Raw genomic sequence first — 21,196 nt, forward strand, 5'->3', positions numbered from 1 at the left:
CGTCGAGAATGATGCGGTCCGCGATCTCGATGGCGTAGACCGCCCGCGTCGCCTGCAGGCTGAAACTCCGCAGCCGGGCGGTCTTCTGCGCGTCGGCCAGCGCCGTGTCCTTGGCCAGCAGGGCACAATAGGCGCCGATCAGATTGTCGATGATCAGGGTCTTGCTCAGGCCCTGGCTGCGCAATGTGTCGACGGCGGCGTTGAGCGACGCGGGGTGGTCGAGCGGATCGGAGACCGGCAGCAGCGCGGTGATGTCCTTGACGCCGGCCGGCGTATCGGCGGTCGGCCGCCCCCCGCACTCGAAACCGGCCGCCCAGGCGCCTGGGCCGATCAGCAGGGTCGACAGTGACAGCGCAGCCAGCAGGCGCGATGCGGTTCGCATGATGGTCCTCCTCGAATTGGCCCGAGCCGGTGCGGGCCGCCATGGAGCCTGGCGCTCACTGCGCCTTCTCATAGGCAGCATATTGCTCTTCGGTCATGGTCGGCAGCTTCTGCACGAAGGCAACGACGGCCCGCAGGTCGTCATCGCTATGGGTGTCCGCGAAGGACGGCATGCCGGTCATCCGCACCCCGTTCTTGACGATCCAGAAGATCTCGGCGGCGCTCCAGTGCTGGATCGTATCCGGCAGGAAGGGCGGCTCCGGATTGAGGCCCTTGCCGATATCGGTCGGGTCCTTCCCCGGGGCGCCATGGCAGTAGACGCAGGTCTCGTTGTAGAGACGGAAACCCCGGGAAATGTCCGTGGATGGCGCCGGCGCCGGCACCTTGGCCGCCTGGCGGGCCACCGACTGGCGCATGGCGGTCTGCAGGAGAACGAATACCGGGGCGCTGTGCGGCTCGCGGGCGGCGATATTGACGAGACCGCTGAAGACCAGGGCGAGGCCGGCGATGGCCAGGACGATGAAGGCCGTGACGAAACCCGCGATGAATCGCATGGCACCCTCCGGCGCGGGATGCGGACCGGCCGGTGCTTCGCCGCCGGGCGGCCACTCTCCTGCGGCATGTCCATGCTACCTGAACGATGCGGGATCGAATAGCGCCTGCCGCCTTGCGCCCAGGCGCAAGCCGGCTTTCGATCGCCGCCGGGAACCGGGCAGTGCTTCAGGACTGAGCACCAGATCGCCGCGAAGGCAGCAGCGCAGGCCGGTTGCACGGCATTCCGTTCGAGCGCATCTAATGTCCGACCGACGCAACGGAGCTTGCGAACGCCCATGCGGGAATCACCGACGAACTGGATTACCGCGGTGGTGCGGCCAAAGATCAGCACTCTTTTGCGGAGGGAAACCTCCGAAAAGCTCTGGATCAAGTGCCCGGTCACCGGCCAGCTTGTCTTCCACCGGGATGTCGAGGCCAATTTATGGGTGATTCCGGGCTCGGGTCACCATTTGCGCATCACGGCAGCGCAACGCCTAGCGATCACACTCGATCCGGGCTCCCAGGAGGATGTGCCCGTGCCGGAAGGGCCGGTCGATCCGCTGCGCTTCCGCGACACGAAGCGCTATATCGACCGCCTCAAGGAGGCGAGAGCGAAGACCGGGCTGCAGGACGCGGTCAAGGTGGTCCGCGGCAGGCTCGAGGGCATGCCCGTCACGGTGGCGGTCCAGGACTTCCATTTCATGGGCGGCGCGCCTGGCATGGCAGCCGGGGAAGCCATCATCACCGCTGTAGAAGCCGCCATCTCGCACCGCACGCCCTTGATCCTGTTCGCGAGCGGYGGCGGGATGCGCATGCAGGAAGGGATGCTGGCATTGATGCAGATGCCGCGCACGACCGTGGCCCGACGGCGTCTGGCGAAGGCGAAATTGCCGTATCTCGTCGTGCTGACGGACCCGACGACGGGCGGCATCACGGCGTCCTATGCCATGCTGGGTGATGTGCATATCGCGGAGCCTGGTGCCCTCATCGGCTTCGCCGGCCCGCGCGTCATCGAGCAGACGATCCGGCAAAAGCTGCCGGAGGGCTTCCAGAAGGCCGAATATCTCAAGGAGCACGGCATGGTCGATATCGTCGTGCCCCGAGCCGACATGCGCGCGACGCTCGCGAGACTCTGCGGCCTGCTGACCCGCGAACCGTCGCGGCCCCCGTCCTGAATGAGCTGATCCTTGCGGCCGTCGCCGAGACGTTGTCGGCCTCGATCGCACGCTTCGCGCATGGCTGCGGCAGCAGCGCTCCCCAGCTTGTGGGGAGGCAAGACTGGCGGTCGATCGCCCTGCGTCCAGACGCAGGCGGCCGCTCGCAGTCAGTCCAGCGACAGGCCGCCGCGAAGGCCGCGGGTCTCGGGCGGCAGCGCAGCCACGCGGAGGCCGCTCGCCGGCGGCGCGTTGAAGGCGCGCAGGGTCTTCTTGGGCATATCGAGATCATAGGGCCGGCTGGGCGGCAGCCGCATCGTGCTGACGAGCGTCAAGGTCGGGCTTGCCGGCRCAGCAGCGGCCGGCGCGGGAGCCTCCGGCGCGAAAGCCAGCGGCGCGGCGGCAAATGAGGTCTGCACGGTCGATGTAGTGGCGGGAGCCGCAGGCAGGTTGAGCGCAGCCAGCTGATAGTTCGGCTCCTCGATACGGCGCCGCTCGGGCCGCTCGCCCTTCACATAGAAGGCATTCCCGCCTGCCAAGGTCACGTAATGCATGTTGGGATAGGAAAAGCGCATCCCGGCCATGTGGAAATGCTTGGCCGCTCCGACAGGCTCGTGGCGCTTTCCGTTGAGGATGTCTTCCGCGATGRCCTCGACCCTCGGCAGGTCGCGTGCAGCCATCGGGCGGGTCAGCACGCCGGCGGCGAACTGGCGCGGCGCGCCGACGACGCCGCAGATCGTCTCAGGGTAACGCGGCGATTCCACCCGGTTCATCACCACCGTGCCGACGCTGAGCAGACCCGCATCGCTCGACCGGTTCGATTCGAAATACATCGCGCGGACGAGGCATTCCTTCTCGCGCGGATCGGCCTTGGCCAGGGTAACCGCGCGCTTGCGCGCCTCACGTGGATCCTTTGTCGCCGGTGCCGCCGTCGAAACGGCCTCGACAGGCGACATGCTGCAGGCGCCCAGCGCCGGGGCAGCCAGTGAAATCAGAAGCGGGATCGCCTTGCGGCCGGAGCGGCTCTTGCCGATGGGACGGCCAACATTGCCGACGGGACGGACAGCATTTGCAGCGATCACGGCGCGCTTCATGCGGCAACCTCCTGATTACGGGCTCCGGGCTGCCGCAGGCGGCGGACCGTCATCCCTGGAAGGGACCCTGAATACGTTAACAGAACGTTAACGCCAGATGAACGGAGCGAAGGTGCCCGACCGCGCTTCGGCCGTCAACACGGCGCGGCCGTCCAACGACCGCCATGGCGGCGCCATGCAACATGCGGCTCTTCGCCCGTGCCAATGGACTGGTGTCGCTCGCGATGGATCCGGAACATGGACCTCGCCCGGACGCGCATCTTCATCGCCCGGGACCACGCAGCGCCCCGCGAAAGCCGGTCGCCGTGCCGGAATTTCGACCCTAGTGCACCGTCGCTTCTTCGTCCCCTTCCGGGTCGATCAAACCAGCGAGTCCCAGTTCCTCCAGCCCTTCATTGAACTCAGCCAAGGCCGCAGCGTCGCTGGCGAACGTCTCTTCCCAGACGGTCGACCCTCCATCTTCATCGACAAGCTCGAGCGTCCAGCCCTCGCTGTCCGCGAGACGGTAGATCTCGACCTGCACCGTCACGCCATCGCGAGTGACAGTCTGGCAGAGCGGCGAACGGAGAATGTCAGGGAAGTCGTCGGTCATGTCGCTGAATGTACCCCCGGGGCAATGGGGACTCAATCAGCGAAGGCGCCCTCTCCTCCGAAACCAGGACGGTCATTGCCTTCATCTCAGCTCCCCTCTCGGTTCTCAGCGCGAGCGGCTCCGGGGATCGGATGCGTCACGCAGCGCATCACCGAGAAGGTTCAGCGCAAGCACCGTCGCCAGGATCGCGAGGCTCGGGAAAACGGCGAGCCACCAGGCATCGAGGATATTCTCGAAACCCTCGCGGATCATGCTGCCCCAGGTCGCGGCCGGTGGCGGCACGCCCAGCCCGATGAAGCTGAGCGACGCTTCGGTGCGGATCGCAGACGCGAGCCAGAGCGAGCTCATCACCACCACATCCGAGATCATGTTGGGCAGGATGTGGCGCGTCATGATCCGCAACGGCCCGCAGCCATAGGAACGGCTCGCCTCGACGAAATCGCGCTGGCGCAGCGTCATGGTCGGCGCGCGCGCGACGCGGGCAAACGGCGCGACCTCGGTGACCGCGATCGCGATGATCAGGTTCTCCAGGCTCGCGCCGAGCATGGCAGCGATCATCAGGCCGAGCAGCAGCGTCGGGAAGGCGAGCAGCACGTCGAGGACGCCCATGACGATCTGGTCGAACAATCCGCCGATATAGCCGGCCAGCACGCCGATCGTCGTGCCAACCAGCATGGCGATCAGGATGGCGACGAAACCGACGAAGAGCGAAATGCGCGCGCCGTAGATCAGCCGCGAGAGCACATCGCGGCCATAGCTGTCGGTGCCGAGCCAGAACTCGGACGAGGGCGGCTCGAGCCGCATGACGATGTTCTGCTCGTACGGATCATGGGGGGCAAGCCAGGGCGCGAAGATCGCGACCAGAATGATGAGCGTGAGCAGGACGAGCCCGACCCAGGCCAGCTTGTTCTGCGAGAAGGCGAGCCAGAGCCCGCCCGGCCGCATTTCGACGGTCGTGGTGGCGACAGAGCTCATGTGTATTTCACCCTTGGGTCGACGAGGCCGTAGGCCAGGTCGGTCACTGTGTTCACGACGATGACGCAGATGGCGAAGATGATCATCAGCCCCTGCAGCAGCGTATAGTCGCGGGCGTTGAGCGCGCCGATGATCAGCTTGCCCAGCCCCGGGCGGTTGAAGATGATCTCGGTCAGCACGGAATTGCCGATCAGCGTGCCGAAATAGAGCCCGACCACGGTGATGATCGGGATCAGGCTGTTGCGCAGCGCATGCGTCACCACGAGCTGGGCCGGGCCCACCCCCTTGGCGCGGGCCGTGCGGATATAATCTTCGGTCAGGACGCCTAGCATCGCGGCGCGCGTCACGCGCATCACATAGGCCGTCATGATGATGCCGAGATTGAGCGCCGGCAGCGCCAGCGCCCGCAGCCGCTCGGCGAGGCTGCCAGCGCCGCTGGTGTTGCCGAGCACCGGAAACCAGCCGAGCTGGATCGAGAAGACGATCAGCAGCAGGATGCCGGAGACGAAGGCGGGGAAGGACAGGCCGACCAGCGAGACGACGCGCGAGACATAGTCGATCCAGCCGCTGCGGCTGAGCGCGGCGGCAACCCCGAGCGGCAGGCCAAGGACGAGGCCGATGGCGACCGCTGCGACGGTGAGCTCGATCGTCGAGGGCAGGACGAGCAGCACCTCCTGGACGACGCTGCGGCCGCTGCTGAGCGACTGGCCGAGATCGCCGGTCAGGACCTTGCCGAGGAAGGCGATGTACTGGGCCGGGACCGGCTGGTCGAGCCCGAGCTTTTCCCTGAGTGCGGCAAGCGAGGCCGCGCTCGCCTGGTCGCCGAGGATGACGGAGGCGGCATCGCCCGGCACGAGCCGCACCAGCACGAAGATCGCCGTCAGCATCAGGAACAGCGTCGGCACGGCGAGAAGGACGCGCCTGAGAACGTAACTCATCATGCTGCGACCCTTTCCTGCATCAGGCGCCGCGGCGCGAAGGCGGCGATTTCGCGCCGCGTCGTTCCCTGGGTGACGAGATCGGTCAGGATCGCGCCGACGACCGGGACGAGCTGAAAGCCGTGACCGGAGAAACCGAAGGCATGGAACAGGCCAGGCGCGTTCGGCGAGGCCCCGATGACCGGCAGATGGTCGCGCGTCTGCGCCTCGATGCCCGTCCAGCAGCGCGCGATGCGCACGCCGCGCACGGCGGGGAAGAGGTCGCTCGCGGCCCGCGCGCCCTTGGCGAGCTCGCTGAAGTCGACGCTGCTGCGCTCCCGGTCGAGATCGGCTGCGCCCTGCAAGCCGCCGCCGATCACCAGCGTGCCCTGGTCGGACTGCTTGAAGGAGAGCGCCCGGCCGACGACGCTGATGACGGGATCGAGCAGCGGCGCGAGGCGCTCCGTCACGATCATCATCGAGGCGCGGACGCCGAGCGCGATCTCGTCGCCGAACAGGGCCGCGAGCCGGGCGGCCCAGGCCCCGGCGGCGTTGACGACGACGGGTGCGCGGAAGCGGCGCTCGCCGCAGGAGAGCAGCCAGGCACTGCCTTGCCGGTCGACCGTCTCGACGCCGCAGTCCTCGGCGATGACGACACCGGCTGCGTCGCAGGCGCGGCGGAAGGCGAGGATGGTGCGGTGGGGATCGGCGGCGCCGTCGCGCCGCGCCACCAGCGCCCCGACGCAGTGCGGGCTCAAGGCCGGCACGAGGCGGCGGAGCTCCGCGGCATCGATGATCTCTTCATGCCTGTGGCCGAGCGCGCGGATTGTCGCCTCGCGCTGCAGCAAGGCCGGCATCTGCTCCACGGTCTCCGCGATGCGGAGCTGGCCATTGGCATGGAAGCCGCACGGGTCGCCGACGATCGTCGCGATGGCGTGCCACATCTCCATCGCTTCGAGCGAGATCGGGATCTCGGCGATTTCGCGGCCCAGCGTGCGCACGCCGGCCGCGGTGGCGCCGGACGCGTGCCGGCCCGTCCAGCGCCGCTCGATCACCGCCACGCGCCGGCCGGCACGGGCGAGATGCAGGGCCGCCGACAAGCCGTGCAAGCCGCCGCCCACGACCGCAACGTCGAATGCTTCGACGGTCATGCCGCCGGCTCCCGTTCGTCGAGGCTCGCCAGCTCGCCGAGCGTCACCGGCTTCAGCGGCGGGCGGATGCGCTGGAAGCCGACCTCCCCGACCGGACGATGCTGCGCGGCCGCGATGATATGGGCCATGGTGTAGCCGCATTGCCGGCCCTGGCATGGGCCCATGCCGGCACGGGTGAAGGCCTTGATCTGGTTCGGTCCAGGCCGCCCCTGCACGGCGCGGGCGCGCAGCTCGCCGGCCGTGACCTCCTCGCAACGGCAGACGAGCGTCTCATCGACGGGGGCGAAGACCTGCGGACGCGGCGCATAGAGCGCATCGAGGAAGGGACGCAGGGAGAGCGCGCGGGCGAGCCTTTCCCGCTCGGTCCGGGCAGCCGCGTCAGCGCTGCCTTCGCCAAGCCTGCCCAGCCTGGCGGCGACCCGCAGCGCGGCGATCCGCCCGCGCGGCTCGGCCGCCTCGGCGCCGCCGATGCCGGCACCGTCGCCCGCGACGAAGACATTCGCCTGCGAGGTCTCGCCCCAGCCGTCGAGCTCCGGGACATAGCAGTGCTGGCCGGCATGCCAGCTCACCGCGCAGCCGAGCGCGAGCGGAACATGGATATTCGGCACCACGCCCTCATGGACCAGCAGCACCTCGGCGGCGACCTCGCCTTCGCCTCCGTCCTGCGTGCGGTAATGCAGGCTTTCGAGCCGCCCTTCCCCCGCGGCGCGAAGCTCCGCGACATGGCGGATGATCGAGACCCCGGCCCGCTTCAGCGCAAGCGACCAGGACAGGCCCTTGGCGAGATCGCCGAGGCGGCCGAGCCCCTGCGGCAGATGGCGCAGCGCCGCAGGGATGCGCCCGCGCGGCGTGGTGTCGAGGAAGCCGGCGATCGTGCCGCCCGCCGCGAGCAGCTGCGTCATATAGAGCAGCGGCAGCGGCCCGCAGCCGGCGATCCAGACGGGGCTCGACGGCACGCTATCGGCCGTTTTCAGCAGGATCTGCGCCGCGCCGACCGTCAGCACGCCCGGCAGCGTCCAGCCCGGAAACGGCGCCGGGCGCTCCTGCGCGCCGGTGGCGAGGATCACCGCCTTTGCTGTCACGCGGCGCGCCTGGCCCTCGCGCGTCAGGAAGGCGCGAAAGCCGGGCTCGATCTGCCAGAGCTGGCTGTCGGGCTCGTAGAGCGCGCCGCAGGAACGGAAGGCGGCAGCCTTTTCCGCTCCGGCGCGATAGGCCTCGCCTAGCCAGGCTAGTCGCGGTGTCGCCGCGACAGTCTCGATCCCGCGCCAGATCTGGCCGCCGGGCGCCGGCTGATCGTCGACGACGCGCACGGAGAGGCCGTGGCTGCGGGCGGTCACGGCGGCCGCCATGCCGGCCGRGCCCGCGCCGACGATCAGGAGATCGGTTTCGTTTCCGGTCATGCCGACAGTCTCCTGGGGCCCTGCTGGCGGGCGATGCGCATGCCGTTGCGGACCGGCGTCAGGCAGCCTTGCACGGACCCCAGGCCGTCGACCTCGACGAGACATTCGAAGCAGACGCCCATCATGCAGTAGGGCGCGCGCGGGCTCTGCGAGACCGGCGTCGTGCGGCTCCAGGCTTGCGGCTGGCGCAGCAGCACCGCGGCGACGCTTTCGCCGGCCTCGGCGAGGACGGGCTGCCCGTCGATATGGACCGTTACGGCTTGCGCCCCGGGATCATGCAGCTTGCGGAACATCGAAGCGTCTCTGGTGAAAGGGAGAAAGGCTTTCGGGCAGGATGCCGGCGGCGATCGCTCCCGCCAGCGTTTCGGCATGGAAGGCCGCGAGCGTCACGCCGGAAWGGCAGAGAGCGACGAAGGCGCCGGGATGGCTCTGCGACTGCGCATAGATCGGGTAGCCGTCGGGCGTCATGATCCTGAGACCCGCCCATTGCCGCACGAGCCGGGCCCTGGCCAGCGCGGGGACGATCTCGACCGTCTTGCGGCTCAGACGCGCGGCAGCGTCAGCCGTCGTCGAGGCATCGAAGCCGGTGTGCTCCTTGGTCGCGCCGATCATCACCGTGCCTTCTCCGGTCTGGCGCAGCCCGCTCGCCGGCAACGGTAGGAACGGTTCGAGCCGCTCGGTGACGAGCACCTGCCCGCGCTCGGGATGCACCGGCACCTCGAGCCCGACCTGCCGGGCCAGGGCGGGCGAACCGAGCCCCGCTGCGATGACGATCCGCGGCGCGACCAGCGTCTCGCCCTCCAGCACGAGGCGGAAATCCGGGCCCGCCGGCTCGATCAGCTCGACACGGGCCCGATGGCGAATGCTGCCGCCATGGCGCGCCAGCGCGCCATGCAGTGCCGCCAGCAGCCGCAGCGGATTGGCATGCCCGTCCTGCCGACCGAAGCTCGCCCCCGTGACGTTAGGGCCAAGCGCAACCTTGGGCAGCAGGCGCTCCAGCGCCGGGCGATCGAGCATCTCCCAGTCAGGCTCGCCCTCGCCGCCCTGGTTATGCAGCCGCAGCAGCTCGAGACGCCGCTTCTCGAAGCCCGCTTCGCCCAGGCAGAAGGCGAGCCCGCCATTCCTCTCATAGGCGAGGTCGATCCCCGCCTCGGCCTCGAGTTCATCGGAAAAGCCGCGCCACAGCGCGATGCTGCCGCGCGTCAGCGCCTGATAGGCCGGCATGCCGAGCCCCTTGCCCTGCAGCCAGACCAGCCCGAAATTCGCGCGGGCGGCCCGGAAATCGCCATCGTCGCCGTCGAGCATCAGAACCCGATGCCGCGTCCTGGCGAGGCCATACGCGATCGCCGCGCCGACCGTGCCCCCTCCGATGACGATGATGTCCGGCCGCATGTGAAATTCCCTTGCCGGCTTCGACGTTAGGGAGCCATGTTGTAATTCGTCAAAGTCGTTTTTCTCTCGATGCTATTCTCCAGGGTTATACAATGGTGCGGCGGCTCAACCTGCGTCAGGTCGAGGCCTTCAAGGCGGTGATCGAATACGGCACGGTGAGCCGCGCCGCCGAGATGATGAACATCTCGCAGCCGGCCATGAGCAAGCTGATCGCCCATCTCGAGGAGGACACGGCCCTGCAGCTGTTCGACCGCGTCAAGGGACGGCTCGTACTGACCCGGCGCGGGATGCGGCTCTACGAAGAGATCGACCGGATCTTCGCCGGCGTGCGCCAGGTCGAGAATGCGGTCGAGGCGATCCGCCGCGATGAGCAGAGCCGTCTGCTGATCGGCGTCATGCCGGCGCTGTCGGGCGCCTTCATCCAGCAGGCGACGACGCGCTTTCTCGCCCGCCAGCCGGGTGTCTTCTGCTCGGTGCAGTCGCGCAGCTCGCAATGGATCGCCGACGGGCTCGTCACCCGAAAGCTCGACGTCGGGTTCACCGTCTCACCGATCGACAACCCTTACGTCGTCTCCGAGCCGCTGATGGCTCATCCGCTCGTCTGCATCCTGCCGCTCGACCACCCGCTGACCGAAAAGAGCGTGATCACGCCTCAGGATCTCGACCGAGCCGCCTTCGTCTCATTCGATCCGGAGAGCTTTACGAGCCGGCGCATCGGGCAGGTCTTTGACGCTCACGGTGTCGCGCCGGAGATCGTCATGGTCGTCAGCATTTCGCCGACGCTCTGCGAGTTCGTGGCCGCCGGTGTCGGCGTCTCCTTGGTTCATCCATCGGCCGTCGGGGGGCTGCGCGGCAAGGTCGCCATACGCGCCTTCGCGCCGGCCGTTCAGCTCGACTTCCAGCTCTGCCGCATCCGCGACAGCCGCAATGCCCGGCTCGTCGATGCCTTTCTGGACGGCGCACGGGAAGCCGCGGCCGAGATTTCGCGAACGATCCTCACCCCGGGCCAGGATTGATCGCCAGGCCAAGCCTGATCGTCGCAAAAGCGCCTGCCGTGGAGCGTGATCGCCGCTCCAAAGCAGGTGCTTAGTCCAAGCCAAGGCTGTCTTGCGCGCCTTCGAAGCGGTCGCGCTCAGCGCGCCTTCAGCGTGGTCGCCTCGGTGATCGGCGGGGCGAGGTTCAGCGCGCCCTTCAGCTCGTAGCCGAAATCCAGCCGATCGCTGCGGGCCCAGACCTGGCGCAGCTCGAACAGGGGGATCGCGCAGACATTGTCCATGATCTTCTGCTGCGCCTCCTTCCAGAGCGCCTTCTGAGCCTCGGCATCGGGCGCGGTGCGGGCCTGCTCGATCTCCTTGTCCGCGACGGCGCAATGCGAGAAGTTCGTCGCGGCGGTCGGCGTGCCGACGATGGCGCGCGAGTGGAAGAATTCGCTGAGATAGGTATCGGCGATCGGGAAGCGCGCGGCGCCGTAGAAGACGAGCGCGCTCAGGTCCTTGCGGGTCTGGCTCTGATAGGTCGCGTGGTCGACGACCTGCATCTCGAGCTTGATCCCGGCCTTGGCGAGCTGCGCCTGCATGATCTCCATGAAGGGCTGCTGCGCCGAGATGTTGGAGACGATGGCCTTGATCGTGATGCCGTCCTTGTGCCCGGCCTCGGCCAGCAGCGCCTTCGCCTTGGCGAGATCGAAGCTGTAACGCACCGTGCAGTCCTCGCCGAGATAGCCCGGCGGCACGACGGAGCAGCCTTTGGGGCCGACATCCTTGCCGACATAGCGCACGAGGTCGTCGACATTGATCGCGGCCGCGATGGCGCGGCGCACGCGGATATCATCGAGCGGCGGAATGGTCTGGTTGAGGTGCAGGAGCCGGTACTCGCCGGGCCGGAAGATCTCGACGTTGAGGCCGGGCCGGCGGCGGGCGGAATCGACCCAGCGCTGCTCGCGCTTGCCATACATCAGGTCGATTTCGCCGGAGGTGAAGGCGAGTTCGCGGGCGCTGTCGGAGGGGATCACGCGCACCATGATCGTATCGATCTTCGGCTTGCCGCGGAAATAGCCGGGATGGGCGGCGAGCTTCACATATTGCTGCGTCACCTGCTCGACGAAGACGAAGGGGCCGGTGCCGACTGGCTTGGCGCCGAACCTGTCGCCGAGCTCCTCCGCCGCCTTGCGGCTGACGATATTGCCGCCGTGATAATTGGAGACGCGGCCGAGGAAATTGACATCGGCATATTTCAGCGTGATGCGGACAGTGAGATCGTCCACCTTCTCCACAGAGGCGATGGCCGAGAAGTCCGAGGAGAAGGTCGAGCGCTTGGGGTCGGCCGAGCGTTGCAGGGAATAGACGACGTCGTCGGCACTGAGCATGCCCCAGTCGCCCTGGAACTTGACGCCGGGACGGAGATGGAAGGTCCAGATCTTTCCGTCGGCAGAAGTCTCCCAGCGTTCGGCGAGATCGGGTTCGAGGTCCTTCGGGTCGGAGCTGCCCGGTTTGAAACGGACGAGGCCGTTATAGATCCAGCCGACCAGCGTCTTGTCGCTGGTGGCGCTGGCGCGATGGGCGTCGAGCGTCGAGATGTCGCCATCGCCGGCAACGCGCAGCAAGGTCTCCTGGGCCGAGCCCGCGACCGGCAGGCAGGCCGCCACCATCAGGCCCGCAAGCCCCAAGACAGATCGCTTCATCACGTAATCCCCTCGTTGTCCCGTTTGGGGAATAGTGGGAGCCATGGTCCCAAGCTGTCCAAGTCGAAATCGGCGATGGACTATTCCGTAGGGTTATAGCAGCGGCTCGGGAGCCCTCGTCGGTGTAGCGCCCATGGCAGGGCGTCGGGCCGCCGGCCGCCCCATTCGACCTGATCTCGGCGCTGCATGTGCTCGAGCATCCGCGTGAGCCTGTCGATGTCTTGGCCCGCATGGCCTCCTGGACGCGTTCAGTCGGCGTGCGCGTGACCTCTGCCCCAGCAGATTTCGCGGCCCTATGGTTCCCGGCTTGCACCCGATCGCGTCTCGCTCTGCGGGGGCCAGAGGGGCGGCTGACCTGATGACCGACAGCACGTGCGGGCCCGGGTTCTGCTCTCAGGCCTGCGCGCGCGGATTGAGGACGTCCCTGAGCTGATCGCCGATCAGATTGATCGCGACCACCGTGACCAGCAGCGCCACGCCGGGATAGAAGCTGATCCAGAACTTTCCCGACAGCATGTGCTGATAGCCATTGGAGATCAGCAGGCCGAGGCTGGGCTCGGTGATCGGCACGCCCAGCCCGAGGAAGGACAGGGTCGCCTCCAGTGCGATGGCGCGCGCGATCTGGACGGTGGCGATCACCATCAGGGGCGGCAGGCAGTTCGGCAGCAAATGGCGAAACAGGATGCGCAGCGATGACGCGCCCTGGCAGATTGCCGCCTCGATATATTCCTTGCGCCGCTGCACCATCGCGCTGGCGCGGGCGATGCGGGCATAGGCGGCCCATTCGACGATGACGAGCGCCAGGATGACGTTGACGACGCCCTTGCCGAGAAAGGCCAGGATCATCAGCGCGACCAGGATCGTCGGGAAGGAGAGCTGCAGGTCGACGATGCGCATGATCGCGGTGCCGATGCGGCCGCCCGCATAGGCTGCGATGAGCCCGAGCGTCGTGCCGATGGCGGCTGCCGCCAGCGCCGATGTCAGGCCGACCAGCAAGGAGATGCGCAGGCCGTAGAGAATGCCCGACAGCATGTCGCGGCCCTGATCGTCGGTGCCGAGCCAGTAGGTCATGCCCGTGGGTGAGACCGATCCGGGCGGCAACTGGCCGTCCATGATGTCGAGCTGCATCAGGTCATAGGGGTTCTGTGGCGCAATCCACGGCGCCAGGAGCGCGAGCGCGATGATCGCGCAGAGCAGAATGAGGCCGAGCACGGCCAGGCGCGAGGCGGCAAAGGCCCGCAGGAAGCGCTGCAGCGGCGTGCGCCGCGCCGCGGGCGCCGTTTCCAGAGCGGCCGTTTCCGGAGCGGCGGAACGCGAGGAGGTTGGCATGGTGTTCACCTGCAAGGCCCGGTCGCTCAGTTCTCAAGCCGAACGCGCGGGTCGAGAGCCGTGTAGATCAGGTCGACCACGAGATTGATGACGACGAACAGCACGACGATGACCATGAGATAGGCGACGATCATCGGGCGATCGAGCAGGTTGATGCTGTCGATGATCAGCTTGCCCATGCCCGGCCAGGCGAAGATCGTCTCCGTCACCACCGAGAAGGCGATCACCGAGCCAAATTCCAGCCCGACGATGGTGACGACGGGGATCAGGATGTTCTTGAGGAGATGGACCCGCAGGATCGCGCCCTCGCCAAGGCCCTTGGCGCGAGCGGTGCGGATATAGTCCTGCGGAACGATCTCGCGGGTCTCGGCCCGCACCAGCCGCATCACCAGCGAGATCTTGAACAGGGCGAGGTTCAAGGCCGGCAGGATGAGATGGCGCAGGCCCTCCAGGGTCAGGAACGACCATTGCAGCCCGAGCAATTCGCGCGTCGGCCCACGGCCGCCGGCCGGCAGCCAGCTCAGCTGCACCGCAAAGACCATGATCAGCAGCAGCCCGACCCAGAAGCTGGGCAGCGAAAAACCCAGGATCGAGCCGGCCATCATCGTCTTCGCCACCGGCGAGTTCGGCCGGACGCCGGCATAGAGGCCGAGCGGAATGCCGATCACCACCGAGAGCAGCATGGCGGCGAGCGCCAGCTCGAGCGTCGCGGGCATGCGCTGCAGGATGACCCGCAGCGCCGGCTCGTTGAAGACGAAGCTGCGCCCGAGATCGCCCCGGACCGCGCCGCCGAGGAACGAGAGATATTGCTGCCAGAGCGGCCGGTCGAGCCCAAAGGCCGCAACCACGCGCAGGCGTTCCGCCTGGTCGGCATCGGGCGGAACCAGAACGGCAACCGGATCGCCGATCACGTTGACGCCGACGAAGACGATCACCGTCATGGCGAGCACGACCGCGAAAGCCTGCAGAAGTCGTTGGGCGAACCAGGCAATCATCTCATGTCCCCGGGCGACGGACCGGACCGGTCCGTCGCGTTGTCGATACTCGTGTTACTTGGCTCGTGTTATTTGGCCTGGCGGGCATCCACCGCCAGCGTGCGCTCGTCGCGGCGCGGGTCGATGACGATGCCCTTGCGGGTGACCCAGGCGTTGTCGAGGATGAAGAGCGGGATGATCGGCACCTCGCGCGCCGCGGTCTCGACCGCGCCGACGAGCAGTTGCTCGCGCTTGCCGTCGTCGATCGTCGCCAGCGCCTGGACGATCTGTGTATCGAACGCCGGGTTCGCATAGCGCCCGTAATTGAACACCCCGAGGCCCTTGGAGGGATTGTTGCTGGCGAGCACGTTCGAGAGCAGATAGCCGGCCTCGCCCGTCGGGCTGCCCCAGCCCCAGAGCCCGGCACCGAATTCCTGCTTGCCGCCCCGCGTCGCATAGGCGCTCCAGGGCAGCGTCTCGACCGCGGTCTTGACGCCGATCCGCGTCCACATCTGTGCGACCGCCTGGGCTGTCGCCGCATCGTTCGGGTAGCGGTCATTGGGCGTGAAGAGCGTGATCTTGAACCCGTCCGGGAAGCCCGCCTCCTTCAGCAGCGCCTTGGCCTTGTTGGGGTCATTGGCGGGAACCGTGACGCTCTTGGCATAGGAATAGGTGCCGGCCGGCAGCCACTGGCCGGTCGGCCGGGCCGTCTTCTGCATGATCCGGTCGGCGAGGCCGTCGCGGTTGATCGCGATGGAGAGCGCCTGGCGCACCTTGAGATCGAGCAGCGGGTTCTTCGGCAGCGGCTTGCCGTCATTGTCGGTGATGGTGGCGGCACCCGGCTCAAGCGAATTCAGCGCGAGATAGATGACGCGCAGCCCTTCCGTGGTGGAGACGGTGACGCGCGGATCCGCCTTCAGCTTCTCGAGATCGCCGACGGGCGGCGTGTCGATGATGTCGACATCGCCCGCCAGGACCGCGGCGACACGTGCACCGGAATTGGTGATCATCCGCAGCGTGACCTTGTCCCAGTCCTGCTTGGGCCCCCACCAGGCGTCATTGCGGACGAGTTCGACCCGGTCGCCCGGGGTCTGGCTGACGAATTTATAGGGGCCGGTGCCGATGGCGGCCTTGCCGGAATTATAGTCCTCGGTCGTGGCGCTCTCGCCGACATGGCGCGAGATGATCGGCACGAAGGCCAGCTCGCGCGGCAGGTTGGGGGCCGGCTCGCCGGTGTCGATGCGCAGCGTCAGCGGGTCGACGACCTCGACCGTCTTCACGGCGCGCAGGAAGCCGCCGAAGCCACCGGGGCTGTTGGGGACATTGCGGGCGCGCTGATAGGTGAAGGCGACATCGTCGGCGGTGAAGGGCTTGCCGTCATGCCAGGTCACGCCGGGGCGCAGCTTGAACTCCCAGACGGTGTCGGAGACCGGCGTCCAGCTCAGGGCGAGACCGGGCTTCAGGCTGACATCGGGCGCGCGGTCGACCAGGCGGTCGAAGACATGCATCGCGACCGAATGATTGGGCGTGGCATTGTAGAAATGCGGGTCGATCGAGGTGAAGGCGCCGCCGATCGCGATCCGCAGCGGGGCCGCCTGTGCAGGAGCGAGGCCGAGCCCCGTCGTCAGCAGCGTCGCCGCAAGCCAGGTTTTGAGTGATGCGCTCATCGGGGTCCTCATGATCGAATGACTGGAATTAGGTCTGCTGGCCGCTTCATTCCGGCTCAGCCGCTCAGCCACATGCCGTCGCGCTGCGGGTCGGCGCCGGCCGACAGGCGCCCGGCATCGGCGAGCACCGCATGCAGCGCCGCGAAGGCGAAGCCCTGGTAGGAGCGCGCGACGCGATAGCCCTGGCGCTCCAGCTCCGCGGCGACATAGCGCGGGATCCGGTTCGAGATATCGATGCTATTGCTGGTCACGCTGATCCGTGGCGCCGCGACCGCATCGAAGACCGGCATGCCGAAATCGATGATGTTGCTGATGCCCTGCGCCATCGCCGGCAGGATCGCGGTGCCGCCTGGCGCGCCGATGACGATGAAGGGCTTGTCGTCCTTGAAGACGATGCTCGGCACCTGCGAGCTGGTGCGGCCCTTGTTCGGCGCCAGCGAGCCCGGCCGGCCGGGCCGCGGATCGAAGGCGCTCATCAGCCCGTTATACATGAAGCCCAGCCCATCGCTGATGACGCCGCTGGGGATATTGAGCGTGTGGGTGAGCGTCACCGCGTTGCCCTCGCCGTCGACGACGCAGACCTGCGTGGTGTCGTTGGCCTCGGGCTTCAGCTTCATGCGCTCGATGGCGCCGCGCTCGCCCCGACGGATGCTCTGCGCCAGCGTCGCGGCATAGTCCTTCGCCAGCAGCCGGTCGGTCGGCACCTCGACGAAATCGGGATCGCCGATATGCGCGTCCTTGTCGGCCGTCACCCGCATCAGCGCCTCGGTCAGGATGCGCAGATGCTCGCCGCCATTATGCTCGAATTCGCCGAGCGGGAAGTTCTCGAGGACATGCAGCAGCTGGATCAGCGAGACGCCGCCGCCGGGCGGCTGGACGCTGGCGACGCGGTGGCCGCGATAGCTGCCCCAGACCGGCTTCGACCGCCGCAGCTGGTAGTTCGCCAGATCCTCATAGGCGAGCAGACCGCCATTCGCCTTCATGTCGGCGGCGATCTGCTCGGCGATCTCGCCGCGATAGAAGATCTCGGGGCCGGCTGCCGCGACCCGCTCCAGGGTGCGGGCGAGATCGGGATTGGCGACGGTGTCGCCGGGGCGCTTCAGGCTGCCATCGGCCCGGAAATAAAGGTCCCGGCCGGTCGCGCTGAAGCGGAGCAGGTCCTCATTGGGCACCCGCCCCTGCTCCGACTGGTTCAGCGCCATGTAGTAATGCATGTAGGGCCGGATCCTGAAGCCGCCCCGCGCGTAGTCGATCGCCGGCTGCATGATATCGGCGAGATCCATGGTGCCGTATTCGGCCAGCGCCGTGGTGTATCCCTTCAGGTTGCCCGGCGAGCCGACGGCCTGATAGCCGATCTCGTTGACATGGCCCTTGACCACGAAGGAGAAGCCGTCGGGCGCCTCGCCGATGATCGCGTCCTGCCACATGTCGGCACGGGTCGCCGCCGGGCTGCGGGCATAGAATTCCAGCACCTCATGGGCATTGCGGCCGGGCATGTAGATCTGCATCGAGCCATAGCCGGCGATGCCGGTCATCTGCGGATCGACGACGGATTGCACGAAGGCGCAGGCGATCGCGGCATCGACGGCGTTGCCGCCGCGCCTGAGAACCAGCGCCCCGGCCTCGACGGCCTCAGGCTGGGCCGCGACGATCATCCCGGCCATCGGCTCAGCCCTTCCCGCCCGGAGCATCAGCCCCAAAGGCCGCGGCAGGAAAACGCCCGAGCTCCTCCAGCAGCATCGGCCAGGCCTGCAGGCCGAGCGGGATCGACGCCAGATGGAAGAACTCGTTGGGCGCGTGCACGTCCTCGTCGGGCAGGTTGAAGCCGAACATCAAGGTGTCGAGACCGAGCGTCTCCTTGAAGATCGCGGTGATCGGCACGGTCGCGCCGAGCCGGACATGGACCGGCTCCTGCTGCGATGTCGTCCTCAGGACGCGCGTGGCGGCCTGGACCAGGGGGTGGTCGGCAGCGAGCGTCGAGGCCGGCGAGCCGCCGCCGATCGCCTCGAAGCTGACCGCGACGCCGGGCCGCGCCACGGCCAGGATATGTCCCTTGAGCGCCTGCGCCGCCTGGTCGGGGTCCTGTCCCGGTGCGAGACGGATGGTGATCTTGGCGCGCGCCTCGTCGGGGATCACCGTCTTGCTGCCGGAGCCCGTATAGCCGCCCCACATGCCGTTGACGTCGATGGCGGGGCGCAGCGTCAGTCTCTCGCGGATGCTGTAGCCCGGCTCGCCGGCCGCGATGCCGCCGATATCGCCGACAAAGGCCGCCTCGTCGAAAGGCAGGGCGGCGGTGTCCTGCCGGTCCCGCTCACTGAGCGGGCGCACGGCCTCCATCAGCGCCGGGATGGCGATCGCGCCATTCCTGTCATGGAGCGTCGCGATGATCGCGGCGAGCTCGTGCAGGGCGTTGCGGACCGCGCCGCCATAGCGGCCGGAATGCAGCTCCTTGTCGGCGRTGCGGACCACGAGTTCGAGCTTGGTCAGCCCGCGCGCCCCGACATTGATCGTCGGCACGGTCGGGCTGGCGCGGCCGCCATCGGCGGAGATCATGGCGTCGGCCTTGAGCAGCGGGCCATAGCGCGCGACGATGGCATGCAGGCTCGGGCTGCCGGTCTCCTCCTCGCCTTCGATGAAGAGCTTGATATTGACCGGGCAGCGGCCCTTGACCGCCAGGAAGGCCGCGACCGTCTCGATGGCGATCGTGGTCGAGCCCTTCACATCCGACGCGCCGCGCGCATAGAGTCTCCCGTCACGGGTCGTCGGCTCGAAGGGCGGTGTCTTCCAGAGCGCCAGCGGATCGGGCGGCTGCACGTCGTAATGGCCGTAGATGATGATCGTCGGGGCGCCGGGCGCGCCGAGCCAGGTGCCGTAGACCGCCGGCTGGCCGCCGCCATCGAGCAGCTGGACATCCGACAGCCCGATCTCCTTCAACCAATCGAGCAGGAACGTCCGTGTGTCCTGCATGCCCTGCGCATAGGCCGGATCGGTGCTGACGCTCGGCAGCCTCAGGAAGGCCTTCAGCCGGTCCAGCACGGCATCGTGCCGGGCGAGCAGATGATCGACGACGGGCTGGGCGCTCATCGCGGGCCTCCAGGAGTTTGGGGATGGCGGGTCGAAGCGAGGATCGGGGTCTCGTCGGCGACAGCTTTCAGCACGGCCTTGGGGACCGGGACGGAGGCCGCGAGCAGCAGGAAGGACAGGGTCTTGCCATGGCCGTCGAGGCCCAGGCTGGCATTGACGCCGCCGTCCAGAACATCGTCGAGGACGAAATTGAAGGCAGCCAGCCGGGGCAGTTCGTAGCGCACGACCCGGGAGGGCGCCCTCGCCCGAAAGATCTCCGCCACGAGATCGGCCGTGAGCTCTGCGGCCAGCACCGGGAAGAGCGCCGGGTGGCGGCAGACCACCGCGATATTCAGGCGGTTGCCCTTGTCGCCGGAGCGGGCATGGGCAAGCGCATGGAGCGGCGTGCGGATCAGTTCCATCATGCCGCCTCCTCCATGAAGGTGACGCGGGGCGTGACCCTGTCGCGCGCGACCAGGCAGGACGCGCTGCGCAGCCGCGGCGTCAGGCGCTTGCGCACCCCGCCCCCGCCCGCCGGCCCGGCGCAGTACAGCGCCTCGACCTCGTCCAGCAGGCACTCGGCGGCGGCACGATCATCGGTCTCGGCCGCGAAGCGGATGCGCAGATCGGCCGGCAGCCTGTCCCAGACGAGGTCGGAAATGCCGGAGCCCGCGCTGTCGCCGAAGACGCTGACGGCGCCGATCAGATCGACACGAATGGCGAGAGCAGGATGGAAGCGGCGCATCCGAAGCTGCACGGTCTCGATTGCGAGTTTTGCCCGCGCCCCGGCATTGGGGCCGGCATAGGAGATTTCGGCCTCGGCGAGATGGCCGCCATCGACGCAGATCGTCGCTTTCAGGGTGGGCGGCAAAGGGTGGCCCCTGGCGCCGCTGACGCGCACCCGGTCGGGGCCGACCTGCTCGATCTCCACCTCAGTCAGGTCGAGCACGACATCGGGCGTCAGATAGGCGGCCGGATCGTGGATCTCATAGAGGATCTGTTCGGTCACGGTGCGCCGGTCGACCAGCCCGCCGGTGTCGTCGGGCTTGGTCACGACGAAGCTGCCATCGGCCTCGACCTCGGCAATGGGATAGCCGATCCGGTCCATGCCCGGCACGTCCTTGATGCCCGGATCGGCGAAATAACCGCCCGTGACCTGCGAACCGCATTCGAGCAGATGTCCCGCCAGGATGCCGGCGGCAAGCCGGTCCCAATCGTCCCAGGCCCAGCCGAAGCTGTGGATCAGCGGCCCCAGCACCAAAGCGGGATCGGCGACGCGCCCGGTCACGACGATGTCGGCGCCGCGCGACAGGGCCTCGGCGATCGGGCCCGCGCCAAGATAAGCGTTGGCGGCGATGATCTCGGGCGCCCGCGCCAGGATCGTGCCATCGCTCTCGCAGGCGGCGAATTCGGCCGGGCTCATCAGGCCGAGAAGGTCATCGCCCTCGACCACCGCGATCTTCAGGCGGGGATATCCGGCCTCTGCGGCCCAGCTGCGGATTTTCGCGGCAGCGGCCCGCGGATTGGCCGCGCCGAAATTGCCGATGATCCTGATGCCGTGCCGGGCGGCGTCCCCGAGAGCCGGGCGCAGCAGGCGCTCGAGCGCGGGCACCTCGCCGCGGGCAGGATTGGCGATCCGGTCGATCTGCGCGAGCGCCAGCGTGCGTTCGGCCAGTGTCTCGAAGATCAGGAAACGGGGCCCGTCATGCTGCGCCAAGGCTTCGATCACCGGCCCGGCCGAATCCGATCGGTCGCCGGCAAAGCCMGCCGCAGCACCGATCCGAACCTGTGTCGCCATGCCGAACCCATCCGTTGCCGCCAGCCCGGCCCATGGCCGCGCCTGATGCATTGGTGGCGACGCATTCAGAAAGTCAAATAATGGGAATTCATTAT

Annotated in this window: 20 protein-coding genes; 2 read left to right on the top strand and 18 right to left on the bottom strand. The window is 67.9% G+C overall.

Translation table 11 applies throughout. From position 1 onward, the window contains the following. Together AC1D34_RS08350 and AC1D34_RS08355 are read right to left on the bottom strand one after the other, a co-directional pair. Positions 1 to 382 (bottom strand): hypothetical protein (locus tag AC1D34_RS08350; protein WP_476823989.1); only part of this gene is annotated, 382 nt, incomplete at its 3' end. 55 nt (positions 383 to 437) lie between these two features. Further along, a complete protein-coding gene (locus tag AC1D34_RS08355; RefSeq protein WP_441493578.1) occupies positions 438 to 935 on the bottom strand; it encodes a c-type cytochrome in 498 nt (165 codons plus the stop codon). A gap of 276 nt (positions 936 to 1,211) precedes the next feature. On the opposite strand from AC1D34_RS08355, the gene accD reads away from it, so the two are divergent. Next, positions 1,212 to 2,090, top strand: a complete 879-nt coding sequence (accD, locus tag AC1D34_RS08360) for an acetyl-CoA carboxylase, carboxyltransferase subunit beta (RefSeq protein WP_441493577.1) — start codon at positions 1,212 to 1,214, stop codon at positions 2,088 to 2,090. A gap of 149 nt (positions 2,091 to 2,239) precedes the next feature. Here the strand turns inward: accD and AC1D34_RS08365 are convergent, their stop codons facing one another. The 8 genes from AC1D34_RS08365 to AC1D34_RS08400 all read right to left on the bottom strand — a co-directional run bounded on the left by AC1D34_RS08365 (position 2,240) and on the right by AC1D34_RS08400 (position 9,590). Further along, positions 2,240 to 3,163 (bottom strand): cell wall hydrolase, encoded by a 924-nt coding sequence (locus AC1D34_RS08365; RefSeq protein ID WP_476823990.1) that lies wholly within the window; start codon positions 3,161 to 3,163, stop codon positions 2,240 to 2,242. Between the two features lie 322 nt (positions 3,164 to 3,485). Then, positions 3,486 to 3,755 (bottom strand): hypothetical protein, encoded by a 270-nt coding sequence (locus AC1D34_RS08370; RefSeq protein ID WP_441493575.1) that lies wholly within the window; start codon positions 3,753 to 3,755, stop codon positions 3,486 to 3,488. Positions 3,756 to 3,860: 105 nt separating this feature from the next. Then, positions 3,861 to 4,730 (bottom strand): ABC transporter permease, encoded by an 870-nt coding sequence (locus AC1D34_RS08375; protein ID WP_441493574.1) that lies wholly within the window; start codon positions 4,728 to 4,730, stop codon positions 3,861 to 3,863. Then, a complete protein-coding gene (locus AC1D34_RS08380) occupies positions 4,727 to 5,671 on the bottom strand; it encodes an ABC transporter permease (RefSeq protein ID WP_476823991.1) in 945 nt (314 codons plus the stop codon). The genes AC1D34_RS08375 and AC1D34_RS08380 overlap by 4 nt, the downstream gene beginning before the upstream one ends. Continuing rightward, positions 5,668 to 6,798: an NAD(P)/FAD-dependent oxidoreductase gene (locus AC1D34_RS08385; protein WP_476823992.1), complete on the bottom strand. Its 1,131-nt coding sequence runs from the start codon at positions 6,796 to 6,798 to the stop codon at positions 5,668 to 5,670. The genes AC1D34_RS08380 and AC1D34_RS08385 overlap by 4 nt, the downstream gene beginning before the upstream one ends. Further along, complete coding sequence (locus AC1D34_RS08390) at positions 6,795 to 8,198, bottom strand: FAD/NAD(P)-dependent oxidoreductase (RefSeq protein WP_476823993.1); 1,404 nt, start codon at positions 8,196 to 8,198, stop codon at positions 6,795 to 6,797. Before AC1D34_RS08390 ends, AC1D34_RS08385 begins: the two co-directional genes overlap by 4 nt. Next, a complete protein-coding gene (locus AC1D34_RS08395) occupies positions 8,195 to 8,491 on the bottom strand; it encodes a (2Fe-2S)-binding protein (protein WP_441493570.1) in 297 nt (98 codons plus the stop codon). Before AC1D34_RS08395 ends, AC1D34_RS08390 begins: the two co-directional genes overlap by 4 nt. Continuing rightward, positions 8,472 to 9,590, bottom strand: coding sequence for an NAD(P)/FAD-dependent oxidoreductase (locus AC1D34_RS08400; protein WP_476823994.1), 1,119 nt, complete (start codon positions 9,588 to 9,590; stop codon positions 8,472 to 8,474). The genes AC1D34_RS08395 and AC1D34_RS08400 overlap by 20 nt, the downstream gene beginning before the upstream one ends. A 92-nt stretch (positions 9,591 to 9,682) precedes the next feature. Between AC1D34_RS08400 and AC1D34_RS08405 the strand changes: the two genes are divergently transcribed. Further along, on the top strand, positions 9,683 to 10,606 hold the full coding sequence (locus AC1D34_RS08405) for a LysR substrate-binding domain-containing protein (RefSeq protein ID WP_441493568.1): 924 nt from the start codon (positions 9,683 to 9,685) through the stop codon (positions 10,604 to 10,606). A gap of 116 nt (positions 10,607 to 10,722) precedes the next feature. On the opposite strand, the gene AC1D34_RS08410 is transcribed toward AC1D34_RS08405, so the two are convergent. From AC1D34_RS08410 to AC1D34_RS08445, 8 genes are all read right to left on the bottom strand, one after another. Next, on the bottom strand, positions 10,723 to 12,270 hold the full coding sequence (locus AC1D34_RS08410) for an ABC transporter substrate-binding protein (RefSeq protein WP_476823995.1): 1,548 nt from the start codon (positions 12,268 to 12,270) through the stop codon (positions 10,723 to 10,725). Positions 12,271 to 12,663: 393 nt separating this feature from the next. Then, complete coding sequence (locus AC1D34_RS08415) at positions 12,664 to 13,599, bottom strand: ABC transporter permease (protein ID WP_441493566.1); 936 nt, start codon at positions 13,597 to 13,599, stop codon at positions 12,664 to 12,666. Between the two features lie 26 nt (positions 13,600 to 13,625). After that, positions 13,626 to 14,594 carry an ABC transporter permease gene (locus AC1D34_RS08420; protein ID WP_476776265.1) on the bottom strand — a complete coding sequence of 323 codons (969 nt, stop codon included), beginning with the start codon at positions 14,592 to 14,594 and terminating at the stop codon, positions 13,626 to 13,628. Positions 14,595 to 14,662: 68 nt separating this feature from the next. Beyond that, complete coding sequence (locus AC1D34_RS08425) at positions 14,663 to 16,240, bottom strand: ABC transporter substrate-binding protein (RefSeq protein ID WP_476823996.1); 1,578 nt, start codon at positions 16,238 to 16,240, stop codon at positions 14,663 to 14,665. Positions 16,241 to 16,296: 56 nt separating this feature from the next. Further along, the gene (gene ggt / locus AC1D34_RS08430; RefSeq protein WP_476823997.1) at positions 16,297 to 17,904 is read right to left on the bottom strand and encodes a gamma-glutamyltransferase; all 1,608 of its coding nucleotides are present in this window, start codon (positions 17,902 to 17,904) and stop codon (positions 16,297 to 16,299) included. 4 nt (positions 17,905 to 17,908) lie between these two features. Then, positions 17,909 to 19,324, bottom strand: coding sequence for a dipeptidase (locus AC1D34_RS08435; RefSeq protein WP_476823998.1), 1,416 nt, complete (start codon positions 19,322 to 19,324; stop codon positions 17,909 to 17,911). After that, positions 19,321 to 19,728 carry an AtuA-related protein gene (locus tag AC1D34_RS08440; protein ID WP_441493561.1) on the bottom strand — a complete coding sequence of 136 codons (408 nt, stop codon included), beginning with the start codon at positions 19,726 to 19,728 and terminating at the stop codon, positions 19,321 to 19,323. The genes AC1D34_RS08435 and AC1D34_RS08440 overlap by 4 nt, the downstream gene beginning before the upstream one ends. Then, positions 19,725 to 21,101 carry an acyclic terpene utilization AtuA family protein gene (locus tag AC1D34_RS08445; RefSeq protein WP_441493560.1) on the bottom strand — a complete coding sequence of 459 codons (1,377 nt, stop codon included), beginning with the start codon at positions 21,099 to 21,101 and terminating at the stop codon, positions 19,725 to 19,727. Before AC1D34_RS08445 ends, AC1D34_RS08440 begins: the two co-directional genes overlap by 4 nt. Positions 21,102 to 21,196 lie beyond the last annotated feature (95 nt).

It is taken from the genome of Allobosea sp. P1_A7 (assembly GCF_056406775.1).